Origin of the sequence: Rhodanobacter sp. K2T2 (genome assembly GCF_013408815.1) — a bacterium.
In the GTDB taxonomy this organism is placed as follows: Bacteria; Pseudomonadota; Gammaproteobacteria; order Xanthomonadales; family Rhodanobacteraceae; genus Rhodanobacter.
Genome location: NZ_JACCCA010000014.1, coordinates 53,783 through 69,817 on the forward strand (window position 1 = coordinate 53,783; position 16,035 = coordinate 69,817).

The following is a 16,035-nucleotide window of genomic DNA, read 5'->3' on the forward strand; positions in this document are numbered from 1 at the left end:
GATGGATACCCCAATCAAAAACCCTAGCGGCAGCGACGATTACATCCTGCAGCTCGAAGGCGTCAGCAAATTCTTCGGCACCGTAATTTCGCTGAAGGACGTCACGCTGCGCCTGCGCCGTGGCGAGGTGCACTGCCTGCTCGGCGACAACGGTGCCGGCAAGTCCACGTTGATCAAGACGCTCGCCGGCGTGCACAAGCCCAGCGAAGGCCGTTATCTGATCGAAGGCGAAGAGGTCAGCTTCAAGTCGCCGCGCGAGGCGCTCGATTGCGGCATCGCCACCGTCTATCAGGATCTGGCCCTGGTGCCGCTGATGAGTGTGGCGCGCAATTTCTTTGCCGGGCGCGAGCCGACCAAAAAATTGTTCGGCATGATTCCCGTACTCGACATGCAGCTGGCGGCCAGCACGGCGGTGGACAAGCTGGCCGAGATGGGCATCCACGTGCGCTCGCCGCATCAGCCGGTCGGCACGATGTCCGGCGGCGAACGCCAGTGCCTGGCGATTGCGCGCGCGATCCATTTCGGCGCGAAGGTGCTGATTCTCGATGAGCCGACCGCCGCGCTCGGCGTCAAGCAGAGCTGCAACGTGCTCAAGCTAGTGCACAAGGCGCGCGAGCGCGGCATCTCGGTGATCTTCATCACCCATAACGTGCATCACGCCTATCCCATCGCCGACAGCTTCACCGTGCTCAATCGCGGTCAGTCGATGGGCACCTTCGCCAAGAGCGACATCAGCAAGGAGGAAGTGCTCGACATGATGGCCGGCGGCACCGAGATCCAGAGTCTCGTCGACGAGCTCGAAGGCCGTCAGGCCGCCTGAGCCAGCGTCGTACTGCCCTCCCCTATCGCCACCCCGAGTTTTTGCACCATGACCGAACATCGCTACGATCTGATTTGCCTGGGCCGACTCGCTGTCGACCTCTATGCCCAGCAGCACGGCGCACGGCTGGAAGATGCGTCCAGCTTCGCCAAATACCTCGGCGGCTCCTCCGGCAATGCCGCGTTTGGCGCGGCGCGACTGGGCCTGCGTTCGGCCATGCTGACGCGCGTGGGCAACGACCATATGGGCCGGTTCCTCACCGAAACCCTGAGCAAGGAAGGCTGCGATGTCAGCCACATCGTCGTCGACCCGGCGCGTCTCACCGGCATGGTGCTGCTCGGCATCAAGGATCGCGAAACCTTTCCGCTGATTTTCTATCGCGAAAACTGCGCCGACATGGCGCTGTGCGAAGACGATATCGATGAGACTTTCATCGCCTCGAGCAAGGCCCTGGCGATTACCGGCACGCATCTGTCCACACCCGGCACGCTGGCCGCCAGCCGCAAAGCGCTGGCGTTCGCGCGGCAGCATGGCGTACGCACCGTGCTCGATATCGACTACCGCCCCGTGCTGTGGGGACTGACGAATCGCGGCGACGGCGAAACGCGCTTCATCGCCGACGACAGCGTCACGGCCCACCTCCAGCGCGAGCTGGGCCAGTTCGACCTGATCGTCGGTACCGAGGAAGAATTCCATATCGCCGGCGGCAGCAAGGATTTGATCGCGGCAATGAAGGCCGTTCGCGCGGTGAGCAACGCCACGCTGGTGGTGAAGCGCGGCGCGCAGGGCTGCAGCGTGATCGAGGCCGCCATTCCCACGGCGATCGACGACGCACCGACCTTTCTGGGCACGCGGGTCGAGGTGCTCAACGTGCTGGGCGCCGGTGATGCGTTTATCGCGGGCTTTCTCTCCGGCTGGCTGCGCGACGAGCCGATCGAGCGCTGCTGCGCCTATGCCAACGCCTGCGGTGCCATCGTGGTGTCCCGCCACGGCTGTGCGCCAGCGATGCCGAGTCGCGCCGAACTCGACTATTTTCTCGCCCACGCCGAGCGGCTGCAGCGCCCGGATCGCGACGAGCAGCTGGCCCATCTGCATCGCGTCAGCGTGGCGCGCACGCACTGGGACGATTTGCATATCTTCGCGTTCGACCATCGCAGCCAGCTGTTCGAGCTGGCGCGCGAGGCCGGCGCCGACGAGTCGCGCATTCCGCGCTTGAAGCAGCTGCTGGTGCAGGCGGTGGCGCGTACCGAAAAAAATCTCGGGCTGACGCAGCGCATCGGCATGCTGTGCGACGGCCGATACGGCCAGGATGCGCTCAACGATGCCACCGGCCGCGGCTGGTGGGTGGGACGTCCGGTCGAACTGCCCGGCTCGCTGCCGCTGGAATTCGAAGCCGGCCGCGCCCTGGGCAGCGAGCTGATCCAGTGGCCGCTCGAACAGGTAGTCAAATGCCTGGTGCCGTTCGATCCCGACGGCACGCCGGAGCAGCGGCTGGAGCAGGAAACCCAGCTGCATGCCCTGTATACCGCGACCCGCGCCAGCGGACACGAGCTGCTGCTGGAGGTGATTCCGCCGGCCAACCCGTCGGTGCAGGCGAGCCAGGGCGAGCGCGTGCTGCGTTCGCTCAAGCGTATCTACAACCTCGGCATCCGACCCGAGTGGTGGAAGCTTGCGCCGCTGCCGGCGCAGGACTGGACCGCACTCGACGCGCTGATCGCCGAACGTGATCCGCATTGCCGCGGCGTGCTGCTGCTCGGCCTCAACGCGCCGTTTGCCGAACTGGCCGCGGGCTTCGCCGCCGCCGCGCACAGCCACAGCTGCCGCGGCTTCGCCGTCGGCCGCAGCATTTTTGTCGAGCCGGCGCGCGCGTGGCTTCGCGGCGACATCGACGATGCGACTCTGGTCGAACGAGCCAGCCACCACTTCGCCGAACTGGCCGCGCTGTGGCGACAGGCTCGCGGTGAGCGCGTCACGAGTCCACCTGCCGTCGAAAAAACGCATGGGGTGGAGGCCACCGCATGAGCAACACCGTTCGACTGACGATGGCGCAGGCGCTGGTGCGCTATCTCGCGGCACAGCAGGTTCTCGATGACGATGGCCGAACCGTTCCGCTGTTCGGCGGCGTGTTCGCGATTTTCGGTCACGGCAACGTCGCTGGCCTGGGCGAAGCGCTGTACGCGCAACGCGACAGCCTGCCGACCTATCGCGCGCACAGCGAACAGGGCATGGCCAATGCGGCGGTCGCCTATGCCAAGGCGCATATGCGTCGGCGCATGATGGCCGTGACCAGCTCGATCGGACCGGGTGCGACCAACCTGGTGACCTCCGCCGCGCTGGCCCACGTGAATCGGCTTCCGGTACTTTTGCTGCCTGGCGATATCTTCGTCTCGCGCGCGCCCGATCCGGTGCTGCAGCAGCTGGAGGATTTTTCCGACGGCACGGCCAGCGTCAACGATTGCCTGCGTCCGGTATCGCGCTATTTCGATCGCATCGTGAAACCCGAGCAGTTGCTGAGTGCCCTGCCGCGGGCGCTGCGCGTGCTGACCGATCCCGCCCTGTGCGGCCCAGTGACGCTGGCGCTTCCGCAGGATGTACAAACCGAGGCCTACGACTGGCCGGAACGTTTTTTTGCGCCGCGCACCCACAGCTTCCGCGCGCTGCCCGCTGCGGAGGACGACATTGCTGCGGCAGCCACCGCACTGCGTGCAGCAAAGCGTCCCGTCGTCATTGCCGGCGGCGGCGTGCTTTACAGCAAGGCCAGCGCGGCGCTGCGGCGCTTCGCGGAAGCCCACGGCATACCCGTGGCCGAGACGCAGGCCGGCAAGGGCGCGCTGGCCTGGGATCATCCGCTGCAGCTGGGACCGGCTGGCGTCTGCGGCTCCACCGCGGCCAATGCGCTGCTGGCCGAGGCCGATGTCGTACTTGCCGTCGGCACGCGCCTGCAGGATTTCACCACCGGCTCCAATGCGCTGTTCAACGATGCCCAGATGATCGCCCTGAACGTCAACGGCTACGACACGCTGAAAGGCGGCGGCCTCGACATTCTTGCTGACGCCAGCCTTGGGCTGGATGCGCTGTCCCTCGCATTGCAGGACTGGAGCGCTGGCCGCGATTGGCAGGAAAACGCCAAGCGCCAGGCGAACGAATGGCGCGACATCGTCAGCCAAGTCACCGGGCAACGCGAGTTGCCCAGCGGCACCCTGCCCTACGATGGCGAAATCATCGGCGCGGTGCAGCGCTCCGATCCGCAGTCGATGCAGAACGATATTGTGGTCTGCGCCGCCGGCACACTGCCTGCCGAGCTGGAAAAACTCTGGCGCACGTCTACGCCGGGCGGCTACCACATGGAATACGGCTACTCCTGCATGGGTTACGAGATTGCCGGCGGTTTGGGCGTCAAGATGGCCAAACCCGATCGCGACGTGATCGTGATGCTGGGCGACGGCAGCTATCTGATGCTCAACGCCGAGATTGCCACGTCGGTGATGCTGGGCCTGAAGCTGATCATCGTAGTGCTGGACAATCGCGGCTACGGGTGCATCAACCGATTGCAGCAGGCCTGCGGCGGCGCCCCGTTCAACAATATGTGGGACGACTGCCTGCAAGGTGCCGATGGCGCACCGGCCATCGACTTCGCCGCGCACGCGCGTGCGATGGGTGCCGAAGCGGAGCACGTCGGCAGCATCGCCGAGCTGGAGCAGGCGCTGACGCGCGCACGCGCGGCGAAGCGCACGTACCTGATTTCGATAGATACCGATCATCGCCGCACCACCGAGCAGGGCGGCACCTGGTGGGAAGTCGCGGTGCCCGAAGTCTCGACTCGCGCTAGCGTGCTTGACTCTCGACGCGATTACGAAACAGCCAAACAGCGGCAGCGGTCGACCACCGCGCCCGACCATTCAACGCAGGTGAAATCCGATGTCTAACCGTCTGGAAGTAAAGATCGGCATCAATCCGATCAGCTGGAGCAACGACGACCTGCCCTCGCTGGGCGGCGAAACTCCCTTGTCGACCGCCTTGAACGAAGGCCGCGAAATCGGCTATCAGGGTTTCGAGCTGGGCAACAAGTTTCCCAAGGACCCCGCCGCGCTGCGCGACCTGATGGCCGGCTACCAGCTCGACGTGGTGTCGGGCTGGTATTCCGGCCGACTGGCCACGCGATCGGTGGAAGAGGAAATCGCGTCGGTGGAATCGCACCTCGATCTGCTGGCAAAGAACGGCTGCAAGGTGATGGTCTACGGCGAAGTCGCCAACGCCATCCAGGGCGAACGCAGCGTGCCGCTGTACAAACGTCCACGCTTCGACGACGAGTCGTTCAAGCGCTACGGCGAACGGCTGACCGCTTTCGGCAAACATCTGCTGACGCGCGGCGTGCGGCTGGCCTACCACCACCACATGGGCGCCTATGTGGAATCGCCGGACGATATCGACCGCGTGATGGCCTACACCGGCGAGGATGTGGGGTTGCTGTTCGATTCCGGCCATGCGTATTTCGGCGGCGGCGACCCGCTGACGATTCTCGGCAAGCACATCGGCCGCGTCTGCCACGTGCACTGCAAAGATGTCAGGCCGTCGATCATTCGCCACGCGCGCAATCGCCAGTGGAGTTTTCTGGATTCGGTCTTGAACGGCGTGTTCACGGTGCCCGGCGACGGTGCGATCGATTTTGCTGGCATCGTCGAACTGCTCCGTGAGAACCATTACAAGGGCTGGCTGATCGTCGAAGCCGAGCAGGATCCGGCCGTCGCGCCCAGCTATGCCTACGCCAGCCTCGGCTACCGCACCTTGCGCGGACTGGTCGACAACGTGCGTACGAAGGAGGCCGCATGAGCCTGCTAGTCAAAGCTGCCCCTAAGGGACGCGCCATCGTCAAAGTGACGCCGGAGTCGGCCGGCTGGAAGCACGTCGGTTTTGAAGGCGTGCGGGTCGGCGCCGGCGAGTCGCTGCATCTCGACCTGCCGTCCGATCGCGAAGGCTGTCTGGTGGTGCTGACCGGCAACGTCGACGTCAGCGTCGGTGACGAATCCTGGAAAAGCCTCGGCGGCCGCGCCAGCGTGTTCGAGGATCGCTCGACCGACGCGGTGTACGCACCGCCGGGATCGACGTTCGTCATCCACGCGCATGATGAGGCAGAGCTCGCGCTGGCCAGCGCACCGGCCACCGGAAAATATCCCGCGCGGCTGATACCCGCCGCCAGCATGAAGCGCATGGTCCGCGGCCAGGGCAGCAACACGCGCTACGTCTGCGACGTGTTGCCAGAGACGGAAAACGCCGAGTCGCTGCTCGTGGTCGAAGTGGTCACGCCGGCGGCCAACTCCTCCAGCTATCCGCCGCACAAGCACGACACCAACAACCTGCCGGTCGAGAGCTCGCTGGAAGAAACCTATTACCACCGCATCGATCCGCCGCAGGGCTTTGCCTTCCAGCGCGTGTACACCGACGAGCGCGACCTCGATGAATCGATGGCCGTAGGCGACCACGACGTGGTGATGGTGCCGCGCGGCTATCACCCGGTGGTGATGCCGCACGGCTACCGCGGCTACTACCTCAACGTGATGGCCGGCCCGCATCGCGAATGGCATTTCAAGAACGATCCGGCACACGACTGGCTGATGCCGCGCTGAGCCATTCGCGCGTCGACGCCAGCCCCGATCCAACTTTTCGATTGATACGGAACCACCGACCATGTCTGCACAACTCTCTCGCTCCCCTGCTCCCGTCAATATCGGCCACTACATCGGCGGCCGCCATCAGGCCGGCAAAGGTTCCTCCGCGCCCAGCTACAACCCGGCCACGGGTGACGTGATCGGCGCCGTGGCGCTGGCCGACGCGAAAGAAGTCGACCTCGCCGTGCAGTCGGCACTGGCGGCATTTCCTGCCTGGTCACAGACGCCGCCGCTGAAGCGCGCACGCGTGATGTTCCGTTTCAAGGAGCTGCTCGAGCGCGACATGGACAAGCTCGCCGCCGCCATCACGCGCGAGCACGGCAAGGTCGTATCCGATGCCAAGGGCGAACTGGTGCGCGGCCTGGAAGTGGTGGAATACGCCTGCGGTATTCCCGAACTGCTCAAGGGCGACTACACCGAACAGATTGCCAACGGCATCGACGCCTGGACCATGCGCCAGGCGCTGGGCGTTTGCGCGGGGATCACGCCGTTCAATTTCCCCGCGATGGTGCCGATGTGGATGTTTCCGATGGCGATCGCCTGCGGCAATACCTTCGTACTGAAGCCTTCCGAGCGCGATCCCTCCACCGCGCTGCTGCTCGCCGAGTTGCTGACCGAAGCGGGCCTGCCCGACGGCGTATTCAATGTCGTGCAGGGCGACAAAGGCGCGGTCGACGCATTGCTCGATCATAAGGACGTTCGCGCCATCAGCTTTGTCGGCTCCACGCCGATCGCCGAATACATCTACGCGCGCGGCACCTCGCAGGGCAAGCGCGTGCAAGCGCTGGGCGGCGCGAAGAACCATATGATCGTGATGCCCGATGCGGATATGGACAAAACCGTCGACGCGCTGATGGGCGCGGGCTACGGCGCTGCCGGCGAACGCTGCATGGCGATCTCTGTCGTCGTTGCCGTGGGCGAAGCGACCGCCAACACGCTGGTGGAAAAGCTTGCACCGAAAGTGCGCGCCCTGCGCATCGGTGACGGCATGGACGACACCATCGAGATGGGCCCGGTCGTCACCAGCCAGCATCGCGACAAGATCACCGGCTATATCGACGACGGCGAAGCCGCCGGCGCCGAACTCATCGTCGATGGCCGCGGCCATCAGGTCGCCGGCTGCGAGCAGGGTTTCTTTCTCGGCGGCACACTGTTCGATCGCGTTACGCCTTCGATGCGCATCTACAAGGAAGAAATCTTCGGACCCGTGCTGTGCGTGGTGCGCGTGCCGGATTTCGCCAGTGCGCTCGCGCTGGTCGATTCGCATGAATACGGCAACGGCACGGCGATCTTCACGCGCGACGGCCACGTGGCGCGCGAGTTCGCGCATCGCGTGCAAGTCGGCATGATCGGCATCAACGTGCCCATTCCTGTACCGATGGCGTTCCACAGTTTCGGCGGTTGGAAAAAAAGTCTGATGGGCGATCACCACGCACACGGTCCCGAGGCAGTGCGCTTCTACACGCGTCAGAAGGCCGTAACTCAGCGCTGGTTGGCAGATAAAGAAAGTGCTGGCGCCGAATTCGCCATGCCCACGCACTGAAAGACGTTTGCTTCGCCGCAATAGATTGTTTTTACTTCATAGCAGCACGTTTTTTGCCCCGCAGCGCAACACGAAAAAACACAATAGGCCTCGGGTGTTAGTCAATTGAGCGTGATGAGCATCCGTCCGAAAATGCCGAGTAATAAAAAAAACATAAAAGATACGAAAAGAACTCGTATTCATTTTTCGCTTGAAAAATGCTGAACGTTTAACGAACGCACCAGTCGCTTCACCATTGGGAGAGAGGGAATCATGGCTTCAACATTTCGGAAAAAATCACTCGCTTGCGCGCTGACTATCGCAGGTCTCGGTTTCGGCATGGGCCTGGCGGCACCGCAGGCGCACGCAGCGGATGACCTGACCACCAGCCCTTATCTCTTCGGCGACTGGAACGGTGAGCGCACCCGTCTGGCCGACGAGGGCATCAAATTCGATTTCGGTTACGGTGGTGAAGCGGCGCATAACTTTACCGGCGGCACATCGCACCTGACTCGCTACACCGATCAGTGGAAAGGTGGCGTAGCGCTGGATCTGGACAAACTGTGGGGCTGGCACGGCGCCACCTTCCGCATGATGATCACCGATCGTAACGGTCGCAATCTCGGCGCCGATGCCCACATCGGCAACAACCAGCTGATCCAGGAAGTCTACGGTCGCGGCCAGACCTGGCATCTCACCGAATTCTCGCTCGAACAGAAATTCTTCGACGGCGCGTTGGTGGTCAAAGCCGGTCGTTTGCCCGTCGGTTCAGATTTCGCGGCGTTCTCCTGCGACTTCCAGAACCTGACCTTCTGCGGCTCGCAGCCGGGCAATATCGTCGGCGGTTACTGGGTCAACTGGCCGACCAGCCAGTGGGCGGCCAACATCAAACTCAACACCACGAAGGAAACCTACGTGATGTTGGGCGCCTACCAGGTCAATCCGAACTACGTCAACGACAGCTACGCGGCGCACAAAGGCCTGATTCCGGACTTCCCGGGTGGCACCACCGGTGCGCTGATTCCGTTGGAATTCGGCTGGACTCCTACCGCCAACGGCCTGCCCGGTGCGTATAAGTTCGGTGTTTGGTACAACACCTCCAAGGGCAAGGATCTGTACTACGACATCAACCACGATCCGGCAGGTGAAACCGGCCTGGCAGCGCTGAACCGCGACGGCCAGTACGGTGCGTACATCAATTTCATCCAGCAGGTAACCGGTGACGCCGGCGGCAAAGGATTATCGATTTTCCTGAACGCATCGCAGGCCGATCGCAACACCGCGGCCACCGATGGACAGGTCGCACTGGGTCTGGAATACAACGGTCCGTTCGCCCGTCCGAACGACATGATCGGTTTCGCCGTCGGCGAAACGAACTCCAACAGCCGCTATGCCGATTTCGTCAAGCAGAACAACGCGCGCACCGGTGAAAACGTCATCGTTGGCGACGGCAGCGAGTACGTGACCGAAGTGTTCTACAGCTGGTCGCCGATTCCGTCGATCTACTTGCGCCCGAACCTGCAGTACATCCTGCATCCGGGTGGCACCAGCCAGAACAGCAACGCGTTCGTGGCCGGCCTGAAGATGGGCTTCACGTTCTAATAGCGGTGCCGAGTTGCTGCGCTAACAACAGCAACACATCAAACATCCCGGCCCTTGTGCCGGGATGTTTTTTTATGATGGTCGATTCGTACATGAAGAATTCTTATCCAGCATTTTGGAGCATGGAACGAGTGATTTTCTTCCACGCTCGCACCTAGAGACGTTCGATTCCTCTCGCATCACATCGCATCCCTTATGCTTGCACTTCCCCTCCCCCAAGGCCGCGAATTTTCATGACGCGCATCGTTGTTGTCGGCAGCATCAATATGGATCTGGTTACTCTGGCGCCGCGCTTTCCCGCGCCCGGTGAAACCCTGATGGCCGAAAGTTTTCACACCATTCCCGGTGGCAAAGGCGCCAATCAGGCCGTAGCTGCCGCGCGTCTGGGCGCCGAGGTGTCCCTGATCGGAGCGCTCGGCAACGACATATTCGGCAGGCAGCTGCGCCAGGGGCTGATCGACGAAGGCGTCGATATCACCCACGTGCAGAGCCTCGATGATTGCGCCAGCGGTACCGCGTCCATCACCGTGGCGCAGGGCGACAATCACATCCTCGTCGTGCCCGCCGCGAATGCGCGCGTCACGTCCGAGCAGGTCGAACTCGCCAAAGATCTGATCGAACGCGCCGACGCCGTACTCGTGCAGATGGAGATTCCGCTGGCAACGGTCGAAGCCACGGTGCGACTGGCGCACAGGCTGGGTGTGCCGGTGATTCTGAATCCCGCGCCTGCGCAGCCGCTGCCGACCGATTGGCTCAAGCTCGTGCGTTACGTCACGCCCAACCAGCACGAGCTGGCGATCCTGCTCGATGCCGACGGGAACGACGATTTTCATGCGCTGATGCAGCGCGCACCCTGCCCCGTCGTGCTGACGCGCGGCGAGGAAGGCGCGTGGTATCGCGAAGACGGCAGCCCCATACATCAGTCCGGTTTTCATGTGGATGTCGTCGACACGACCGGTGCCGGCGATACCTTCAATGCCGCGCTTGCCGTGTTTCTGCACGAAGGCCTGCCGATCGCAGTAAAAAAGGCCTGCGCGGCGGCAGCACTTTCCGTCTCGCGCCTCGGGGCACAGGGCGGCATGCCGCGCCTGTCCGAAGTCAAGGCGCTGCTGGAGCGGCAGTCGTGAGGCGCGCCGGACTCCTGCACGCCGAACTCAGCCGCGTGATCGCCGCGATGGGGCATACCGACACGCTGGTGATTGCCGACGTCGGCCTGCCCGTGCCGCGCGGCGTGCCGTGCATCGATCTGGCCCTGCTACCCGGACTGCCCTCGTTCGCGCAGGTATTCGACGCCATCTGCGACGAACTCGCCGTGGAGTCGGCCACCTTTGCCGAAGAAATCCACCAAAAGAATCCCGCTCTGGTGGCGCTGGCCGATCGACTGAAGCATAGCGGTATGCCAGTGGACGAAATCAGCCACGCGAATTTCAAGCAGCAATGCGCTCATGCAGTCGCCATCGTGCGCACCGGCGAAACCTCGCCCTACGCCAACGTGATCCTGCACGCGGGGGTGACGTTTTGAGCGCGCCGCTGCAAGCTGTACCGTATGACCCAGCCACCGCCATGCCACTAGTCAGCATGCACGGTATCCAGAAGGCGTTCGGCCCGGTAAAGGTGCTGGAAGGCGTGGATTTCGAACTGCGGCCGGGCGAAGTCCATGCGCTGATGGGCGAAAACGGCGCGGGCAAATCCACTCTGATGAAAGTGCTGACCGGCGTACACAAGGCCGACGCCGGCGATATCAAGGTGGACGGCCAAACGGTATCGATTCATTCCACGACCGATGCCGAAAAGCACGGCATCGCCATCATCCATCAGGAACTCAACCTGATTCCCCATCTGAGCGTGACGGAGAATCTTTTTCTCGGTCGCGAATTGAGCACGCTCGGTGTACTGCATCGGCGCGCCATGCGCAAACGCGCGCGCGAATGGCTGGCCCAGGTCGGCATGCAGTCGATCGATCCGGATATGCCGGTGGCACGCCTGTCGGTAGGCCAGCAGCAGATGGTCGAGATCGCCAAGGCCTTGGGCCAGAACGCCCGCGTGCTGATCATGGACGAACCCACCGCGGCGCTGAGCGAGCGCGAGACGGACACGCTGTTCGCGCTCATCCGCGAACTGCGTCAGAAAGGCACGGGCATCGTCTACGTGTCTCATCGCATGGAAGAAATCTTCGTACTGTGCGATCGCATTTCCGTACTGCGCGACGGTCATTTCGTCGGCACGCGCCCGATTCCCGGGCTCAGCCTGGACGAGGTCGTGCAGATGATGGTGGGGCGCAGCCTGGAGGCGCGCTTCCCCACCCGCGACGTGACACCGGGCAAGGTGCTGCTCAAGGTCGAACATCTCGGCGACAAGCACGTGCACGACATCAGCTTCGAACTGCGCGCCGGCGAGGTGCTGGGCGTGGCCGGTCTGATGGGTGCCGGTCGCACCGAGCTGGCGCGCCTGCTGTTCGGACTGGACAAGGCCAGCGAAGGCCGTGTGCTGCTCGACGACGAGCCCATCCATACCCGCACGCCAGTGCAGGCGATCAAGGCCGGGCTCGGCTTTGTCACCGAAGACCGCAAGGCGCAGGGCCTGGTGCTGGATCTGAGCCTGCGCGAGAACATCAGTCTGCCGCGCGTGCCCGCGCATGCGGGTGTCATCGATCGCGCCGCGGAAAAGCGCCAGACCAAGGGCTTGATCGAGCAGTTGAAAATCCGTACGCGCGACATGGAACTGCCGGCCCGCGCGCTGTCCGGCGGCAACCAGCAGAAGGTGGTGCTGGCGAAATGGCTGGCGCTGAAGCCGCGCGTGCTGATTCTGGATGAGCCCACTCGCGGGGTGGACGTCGGCGGCAAGGCCGAGATCTATCAGATCATCAACCAGCTGGTGGCCAGCGGCGTGGCGATTCTGATGATTTCCTCCGAACTGCCCGAAGTGCTGGCGATGAGCGATCGCATCCTGGTGATGCACGAAGGGCGCGCCAGCGCCCTGCTGGATGCCGCCACGGCGACCCAGGAAACCGTAATGCTTGCCGCTACCGGCGGCCACTGACCATGACGAGTACGAATGCAATGACGAGCAGATTTTCTTTTGGCAACGGCGCCGCGCTGCTGCAGCGGCTGGGCTCGGTGATCGGACTGCTGCTGCTGATCATCGCCCTGAGCGTGCTGAGCCCCGACTTTCTCAATGCGGGCAACCTGCTCACCGTGCTGCGCCAGGTGTCGATCAACGCGTTGATCGCCTTCGGCATGACCTTCGTGATACTGGCCGGCGGCATCGATCTGTCGGTGGGCGCGATACTCGCCTTCACCGGCGCGATCACCGCAGGCGTGATGGCGGCAGGCCACGGCATGGCGTTGGCGATCGGCGTGGGCCTCGGGCTTGGTCTGCTGCTTGGCGTGATCAACGGCGTGCTGGTGTCGTGGGGTCGCGTCGCCCCGTTCATCGCCACGCTCGGCACCATGACACTGCTACGCGGACTCACCCTGTCGTACACGCAGGGCCAGCCGATCGGCGTCAGCAACAGCAGCTTCGCCCTGCTCGGCGACGGCTACATCGCGCACCTGATTCCCAATCCGGTGGTGTGGATGTTCCTCGTGTTTGTCATCTGCGCATTTCTGCTGCGTGGCACCGTGTTCGGTCGCCACGTGTTCGCGCTGGGCGGCAACGAGGAAGCGGCGCGACTGTCGGGCGTGCGCATCAACGCGATGAAGCTGGGCGTCTACGGTTTATCGGGCCTGCTGTCGGCGTTTGCCGGCATCGTGCTCACCTCACGCCTGTATTCCGCCCAAGCCACCGCCGGCAGCGGCTACGAACTCGACGCCATTGCAGCGGTGGTGCTAGGCGGCACCAGTCTGGCCGGTGGCCGCGGCTGGCTGTTCGGCACCCTGGTCGGCGCGCTGCTGATCGGATTTTTGAACAACGGCCTCAACCTGCTCGGCGTCTCATCGTTTTATCAGCAGGTGGTCAAGGGCGCGGTGATTCTGATCGCCGTGCTGCTGGATCGCCGTAAGTAATCGTACTGGCCCCTCGTTTCGTCAACGGCGCGCCTGTCGCGACCGCTGAAGTTCCATCCCGCTTTTTCTGACCACCCTCGGAGCACCTCCCATGAATAAACTCGGATTTCTTGCTGTATCCACCCTCACTCTGCTCGCCGCCGCCTGCAGCAACCAGGGCCCGACCGATGCAGCGTCGACGCCTGCCGCCGCGTCCACGAGCCCCGCGCCGGCTGCCAGCAACAAAACCATCGGCCTGGCGCTGTCGACGCAGAACAATCCGTTCTTCGTCGCGCTGAAAAACGGTGCGCAGAAAGAGGCGGCGGCAGATGGCTACACCCTGACCGTGGTCGACGCCCAGGACGATCCGGCCAAGCAGATCTCCAGCGTCGAAGACCTGATCCAGAAAAAGGTCTCGGTGATCCTGCTCAACCCCACCGACTCGTCGGCGCTTGCCGGCGCTGTGAAAGAAGCCAATGACGCGCACATTCCGGTGATCACCCTCGATCGCTCGGTCGACGGCGCCCAGGTGGTCGCTCATATCGCGTCCGACAATGTGGTCGGCGGCAGCGAGGCGGCCAAGTTCCTGATCAAGGCGCTCAACAACAAGGGCAACGTGATCGAACTGCAGGGCGTGCCGGGCACCTCCGCCGCGCGCGACCGCGGCCAGGGCTTCGATGACGAGATCAAGACCTCGGGCCTGAAAATCATCGCCCAGCAGCCGGCCAACTTCGACCGCGCCCAGGGCCTCAGCGTCACCGAAAATCTGCTGCAGGCTCACCCCGACGTGCAGGCTATCTTCGCGCAGAACGACGAAATGGCGCTTGGCGCCGTGCGCGCGCTCGACGGCGCCAAGCGCGCCAACGTGCTCGTGGTCGGCTTCGACGGCACGCCCGATGGCATCCAGGCGGTGAAGGACGGCAAGATCGCCGCCATCGTCGCGCAGCAGCCTGACATGATCGGCCAGCTCGGCGTCAAGAATGCCAAGAGCGTGATCGACGGCGAGAAAGTGGAAGCCAAAATCGCCGTGCCGCTGAAGCTGGTGACCAAGGACAACGCGCAGTAAGTTTCAGCTGATGGGCTTGTGAAATAAAAACGGCAGGCCCAAAAGCCTGCCGTTTTTTGTCTCTGGGATAACCACGACTTCTGACCAGGGCAACAGGCTGAACCACCACCGGTTGAGAGCCGCTTTGTCCCCTCGTTCGTGCGCCACGAAAGCTCGGAAACATCGGCATCGGAGCCGAGCGTCGCCTTGGCTCAGGCTCAGCCCCGATTCGAACCCGACAGCACATCGACCCACACGGCCAGCGCAAGAATCACGCCCTTGATGATCATCTGCCACGAGTTGTCGACATCCATCAGCTGCATGCCGCTGTCCAGGCTGGCCATGACCAGCGCGCCGATCAGCGCGCCGTAGACCGTGCCCGAACCGCCGCGCATGGACGTACCGCCGATGAAGCAGGCCGAGATCGCATCGAGCTCACCGCCGGTGCCCGCCGAGGGCGAACCCGAACCGGTACGCGCCACGGTGATGATGCCGGCGAACGCGCACATCAACCCCATCAGCGCAAACACCACCAGCTTGACGCGCGCCACGTTGACGCCCGACAGGCGCGTGGCTTCCATATTGCCGCCGACGGCGTAGATATGGCGGCCGAACACCGTCTGCGTCGATACGTAGGTGAACACCGCGAGCAGGCCGAGCAGAATCATCACCGGAATGGGAATGCCGTTGGCATCGTTGAGAATGCGTACGAAACCGAAGATCAGCAGGCCGATCGCCAGCACGCGCGCGATATCGATCCATAGCGCACCCTGCTGCAGCCCCAACTTCGCCCGACGCACGCGGCGACGGGCCGTCAGCACGGCCATGCCCAGGAAGATCAGCGCACCGATCCATCGCGAAATCGACGGTGGCACGAAGCCCTGTCCCAGCGAGATCAGATCATCCGGCGCCGGCGCGATGGTCGAGCTGCCGGTGATGTAGAGCACCACACCGCGAAATGCCAGCATGCCGCCCAGACCGACGATAAACGACGGCACGCGCATCTTGGTGACCACGAAACCGTTGAACGCACCGATCAGCAAGCCCAGCACCAGCACCGCACCGATGGCCGGCCAGGTGCCCCAGCCGTGGTTCACGGTAAGCAGGGCAACCACGCCGCCGAGCAGGCCGAGCTGCGACCCGACCGATAGATCGATCTCGCCCGCAATGATGACGAACACCATGCCGCAAGCGAGCATGCCGGTGATCGACATTTGCCGGAACAGGTTGGACAGGTTGCCCGGCGTGATGAACGCCGAATCCGTCTTGATGTGGAAAAAGATCCAGATGATCGCCACCGCGATAAGCAGCGCGAGAATCTTGTAGCGCACGAACAGTTGCTGGATTTGCTGCGACTGCATGGAAAACTTCCGTAATAACGTGGACGTGGAGGATAA

The 16,035-nt window shown here is 63.4% G+C and carries 13 protein-coding genes; 12 read left to right on the forward strand and 1 reads right to left on the reverse strand.

The features are described from left to right. The first annotated feature begins 1 nt into the window (after position 1). The 12 genes from HDE78_RS18485 (at position 2) to rbsB (ending at position 14,659) form a co-directional block, all read left to right on the forward strand. Complete coding sequence (locus HDE78_RS18485; protein ID WP_179482231.1) at positions 2-820, forward strand: ATP-binding cassette domain-containing protein; 819 nt, start codon at positions 2-4, stop codon at positions 818-820. A gap of 48 nt (positions 821-868) precedes the next feature. Further along, positions 869-2,842: a 5-dehydro-2-deoxygluconokinase gene (gene iolC, locus HDE78_RS18490; protein ID WP_179482233.1), complete on the forward strand. Its 1,974-nt coding sequence runs from the start codon at positions 869-871 to the stop codon at positions 2,840-2,842. Further along, entirely contained in the window at positions 2,839-4,746 is a 1,908-nt protein-coding gene (iolD, locus tag HDE78_RS18495; RefSeq protein ID WP_179482236.1) for a 3D-(3,5/4)-trihydroxycyclohexane-1,2-dione acylhydrolase (decyclizing), read from the forward strand. The genes iolC and iolD overlap by 4 nt, the downstream gene beginning before the upstream one ends. After that, complete coding sequence (gene iolE, locus HDE78_RS18500) at positions 4,739-5,650, forward strand: myo-inosose-2 dehydratase (protein ID WP_179482238.1); 912 nt, start codon at positions 4,739-4,741, stop codon at positions 5,648-5,650. The genes iolD and iolE overlap by 8 nt, the downstream gene beginning before the upstream one ends. Further along, entirely contained in the window at positions 5,647-6,444 is a 798-nt protein-coding gene (gene iolB / locus HDE78_RS18505) for a 5-deoxy-glucuronate isomerase (RefSeq protein WP_179482240.1), read from the forward strand. The genes iolE and iolB overlap by 4 nt, the downstream gene beginning before the upstream one ends. 61 nt (positions 6,445-6,505) lie before the next feature. Beyond that, on the forward strand, positions 6,506-8,029 hold the full coding sequence (locus HDE78_RS18510; protein WP_179482242.1) for a CoA-acylating methylmalonate-semialdehyde dehydrogenase: 1,524 nt from the start codon (positions 6,506-6,508) through the stop codon (positions 8,027-8,029). Positions 8,030-8,281: 252 nt separating this feature from the next. After that, a complete protein-coding gene (locus tag HDE78_RS18515) occupies positions 8,282-9,610 on the forward strand; it encodes a carbohydrate porin (protein WP_179482244.1) in 1,329 nt (442 codons plus the stop codon). 233 nt (positions 9,611-9,843) lie between these two features. After that, a complete protein-coding gene (gene rbsK, locus HDE78_RS18520) occupies positions 9,844-10,737 on the forward strand; it encodes a ribokinase (protein WP_179482246.1) in 894 nt (297 codons plus the stop codon). Next, the gene (gene rbsD, locus HDE78_RS18525) at positions 10,734-11,132 is read left to right on the forward strand and encodes a D-ribose pyranase (protein WP_179482248.1); all 399 of its coding nucleotides are present in this window, start codon (positions 10,734-10,736) and stop codon (positions 11,130-11,132) included. The genes rbsK and rbsD overlap by 4 nt, the downstream gene beginning before the upstream one ends. A gap of 41 nt (positions 11,133-11,173) precedes the next feature. Beyond that, complete coding sequence (locus HDE78_RS18530; protein WP_179482250.1) at positions 11,174-12,649, forward strand: sugar ABC transporter ATP-binding protein; 1,476 nt, start codon at positions 11,174-11,176, stop codon at positions 12,647-12,649. Positions 12,650-12,669: 20 nt separating this feature from the next. Further along, a complete protein-coding gene (locus HDE78_RS18535) occupies positions 12,670-13,614 on the forward strand; it encodes a ribose ABC transporter permease (RefSeq protein ID WP_179482252.1) in 945 nt (314 codons plus the stop codon). Between the two features lie 91 nt (positions 13,615-13,705). Next, complete coding sequence (gene rbsB / locus HDE78_RS18540; protein ID WP_179482254.1) at positions 13,706-14,659, forward strand: ribose ABC transporter substrate-binding protein RbsB; 954 nt, start codon at positions 13,706-13,708, stop codon at positions 14,657-14,659. A 197-nt stretch (positions 14,660-14,856) separates the two neighbouring features. Here rbsB and HDE78_RS18545 read toward each other — a convergent pair whose 3' ends face one another. After that, positions 14,857-15,999 carry a sugar ABC transporter permease gene (locus HDE78_RS18545; RefSeq protein ID WP_179482256.1) on the reverse strand — a complete coding sequence of 381 codons (1,143 nt, stop codon included), beginning with the start codon at positions 15,997-15,999 and terminating at the stop codon, positions 14,857-14,859. Positions 16,000-16,035: the final 36 nt, after the last annotated feature.

What these genes read in the sequence shown, in the direction of transcription:
- rbsK (WP_179482246.1), top strand. Translation starts at nt 9,844, where the DNA reads ATGACGCGCATCGTTGTTGTCGGCAGCATCAATATGGATCTGGTTACT.
- iolE (WP_179482238.1), top strand. Translation starts at nt 4,739, where the DNA reads ATGTCTAACCGTCTGGAAGTAAAGATCGGCATCAATCCGATCAGCTGG.
- HDE78_RS18515 (WP_179482244.1), top strand. Translation starts at nt 8,282, where the DNA reads ATGGCTTCAACATTTCGGAAAAAATCACTCGCTTGCGCGCTGACTATC.
- iolD (WP_179482236.1), top strand. Translation starts at nt 2,839, where the DNA reads ATGAGCAACACCGTTCGACTGACGATGGCGCAGGCGCTGGTGCGCTAT.
- iolB (WP_179482240.1), top strand. Translation starts at nt 5,647, where the DNA reads ATGAGCCTGCTAGTCAAAGCTGCCCCTAAGGGACGCGCCATCGTCAAA.
- HDE78_RS18485 (WP_179482231.1), top strand. Translation starts at nt 2, where the DNA reads ATGGATACCCCAATCAAAAACCCTAGCGGCAGCGACGATTACATCCTG.
- rbsB (WP_179482254.1), top strand. Translation starts at nt 13,706, where the DNA reads ATGAATAAACTCGGATTTCTTGCTGTATCCACCCTCACTCTGCTCGCC.
- HDE78_RS18545 (WP_179482256.1), bottom strand. Translation starts at nt 15,999, where the DNA reads ATGCAGTCGCAGCAAATCCAGCAACTGTTCGTGCGCTACAAGATTCTC.
- HDE78_RS18510 (WP_179482242.1), top strand. Translation starts at nt 6,506, where the DNA reads ATGTCTGCACAACTCTCTCGCTCCCCTGCTCCCGTCAATATCGGCCAC.
- HDE78_RS18535 (WP_179482252.1), top strand. Translation starts at nt 12,670, where the DNA reads ATGACGAGCAGATTTTCTTTTGGCAACGGCGCCGCGCTGCTGCAGCGG.
- HDE78_RS18530 (WP_179482250.1), top strand. Translation starts at nt 11,174, where the DNA reads ATGCCACTAGTCAGCATGCACGGTATCCAGAAGGCGTTCGGCCCGGTA.
- iolC (WP_179482233.1), top strand. Translation starts at nt 869, where the DNA reads ATGACCGAACATCGCTACGATCTGATTTGCCTGGGCCGACTCGCTGTC.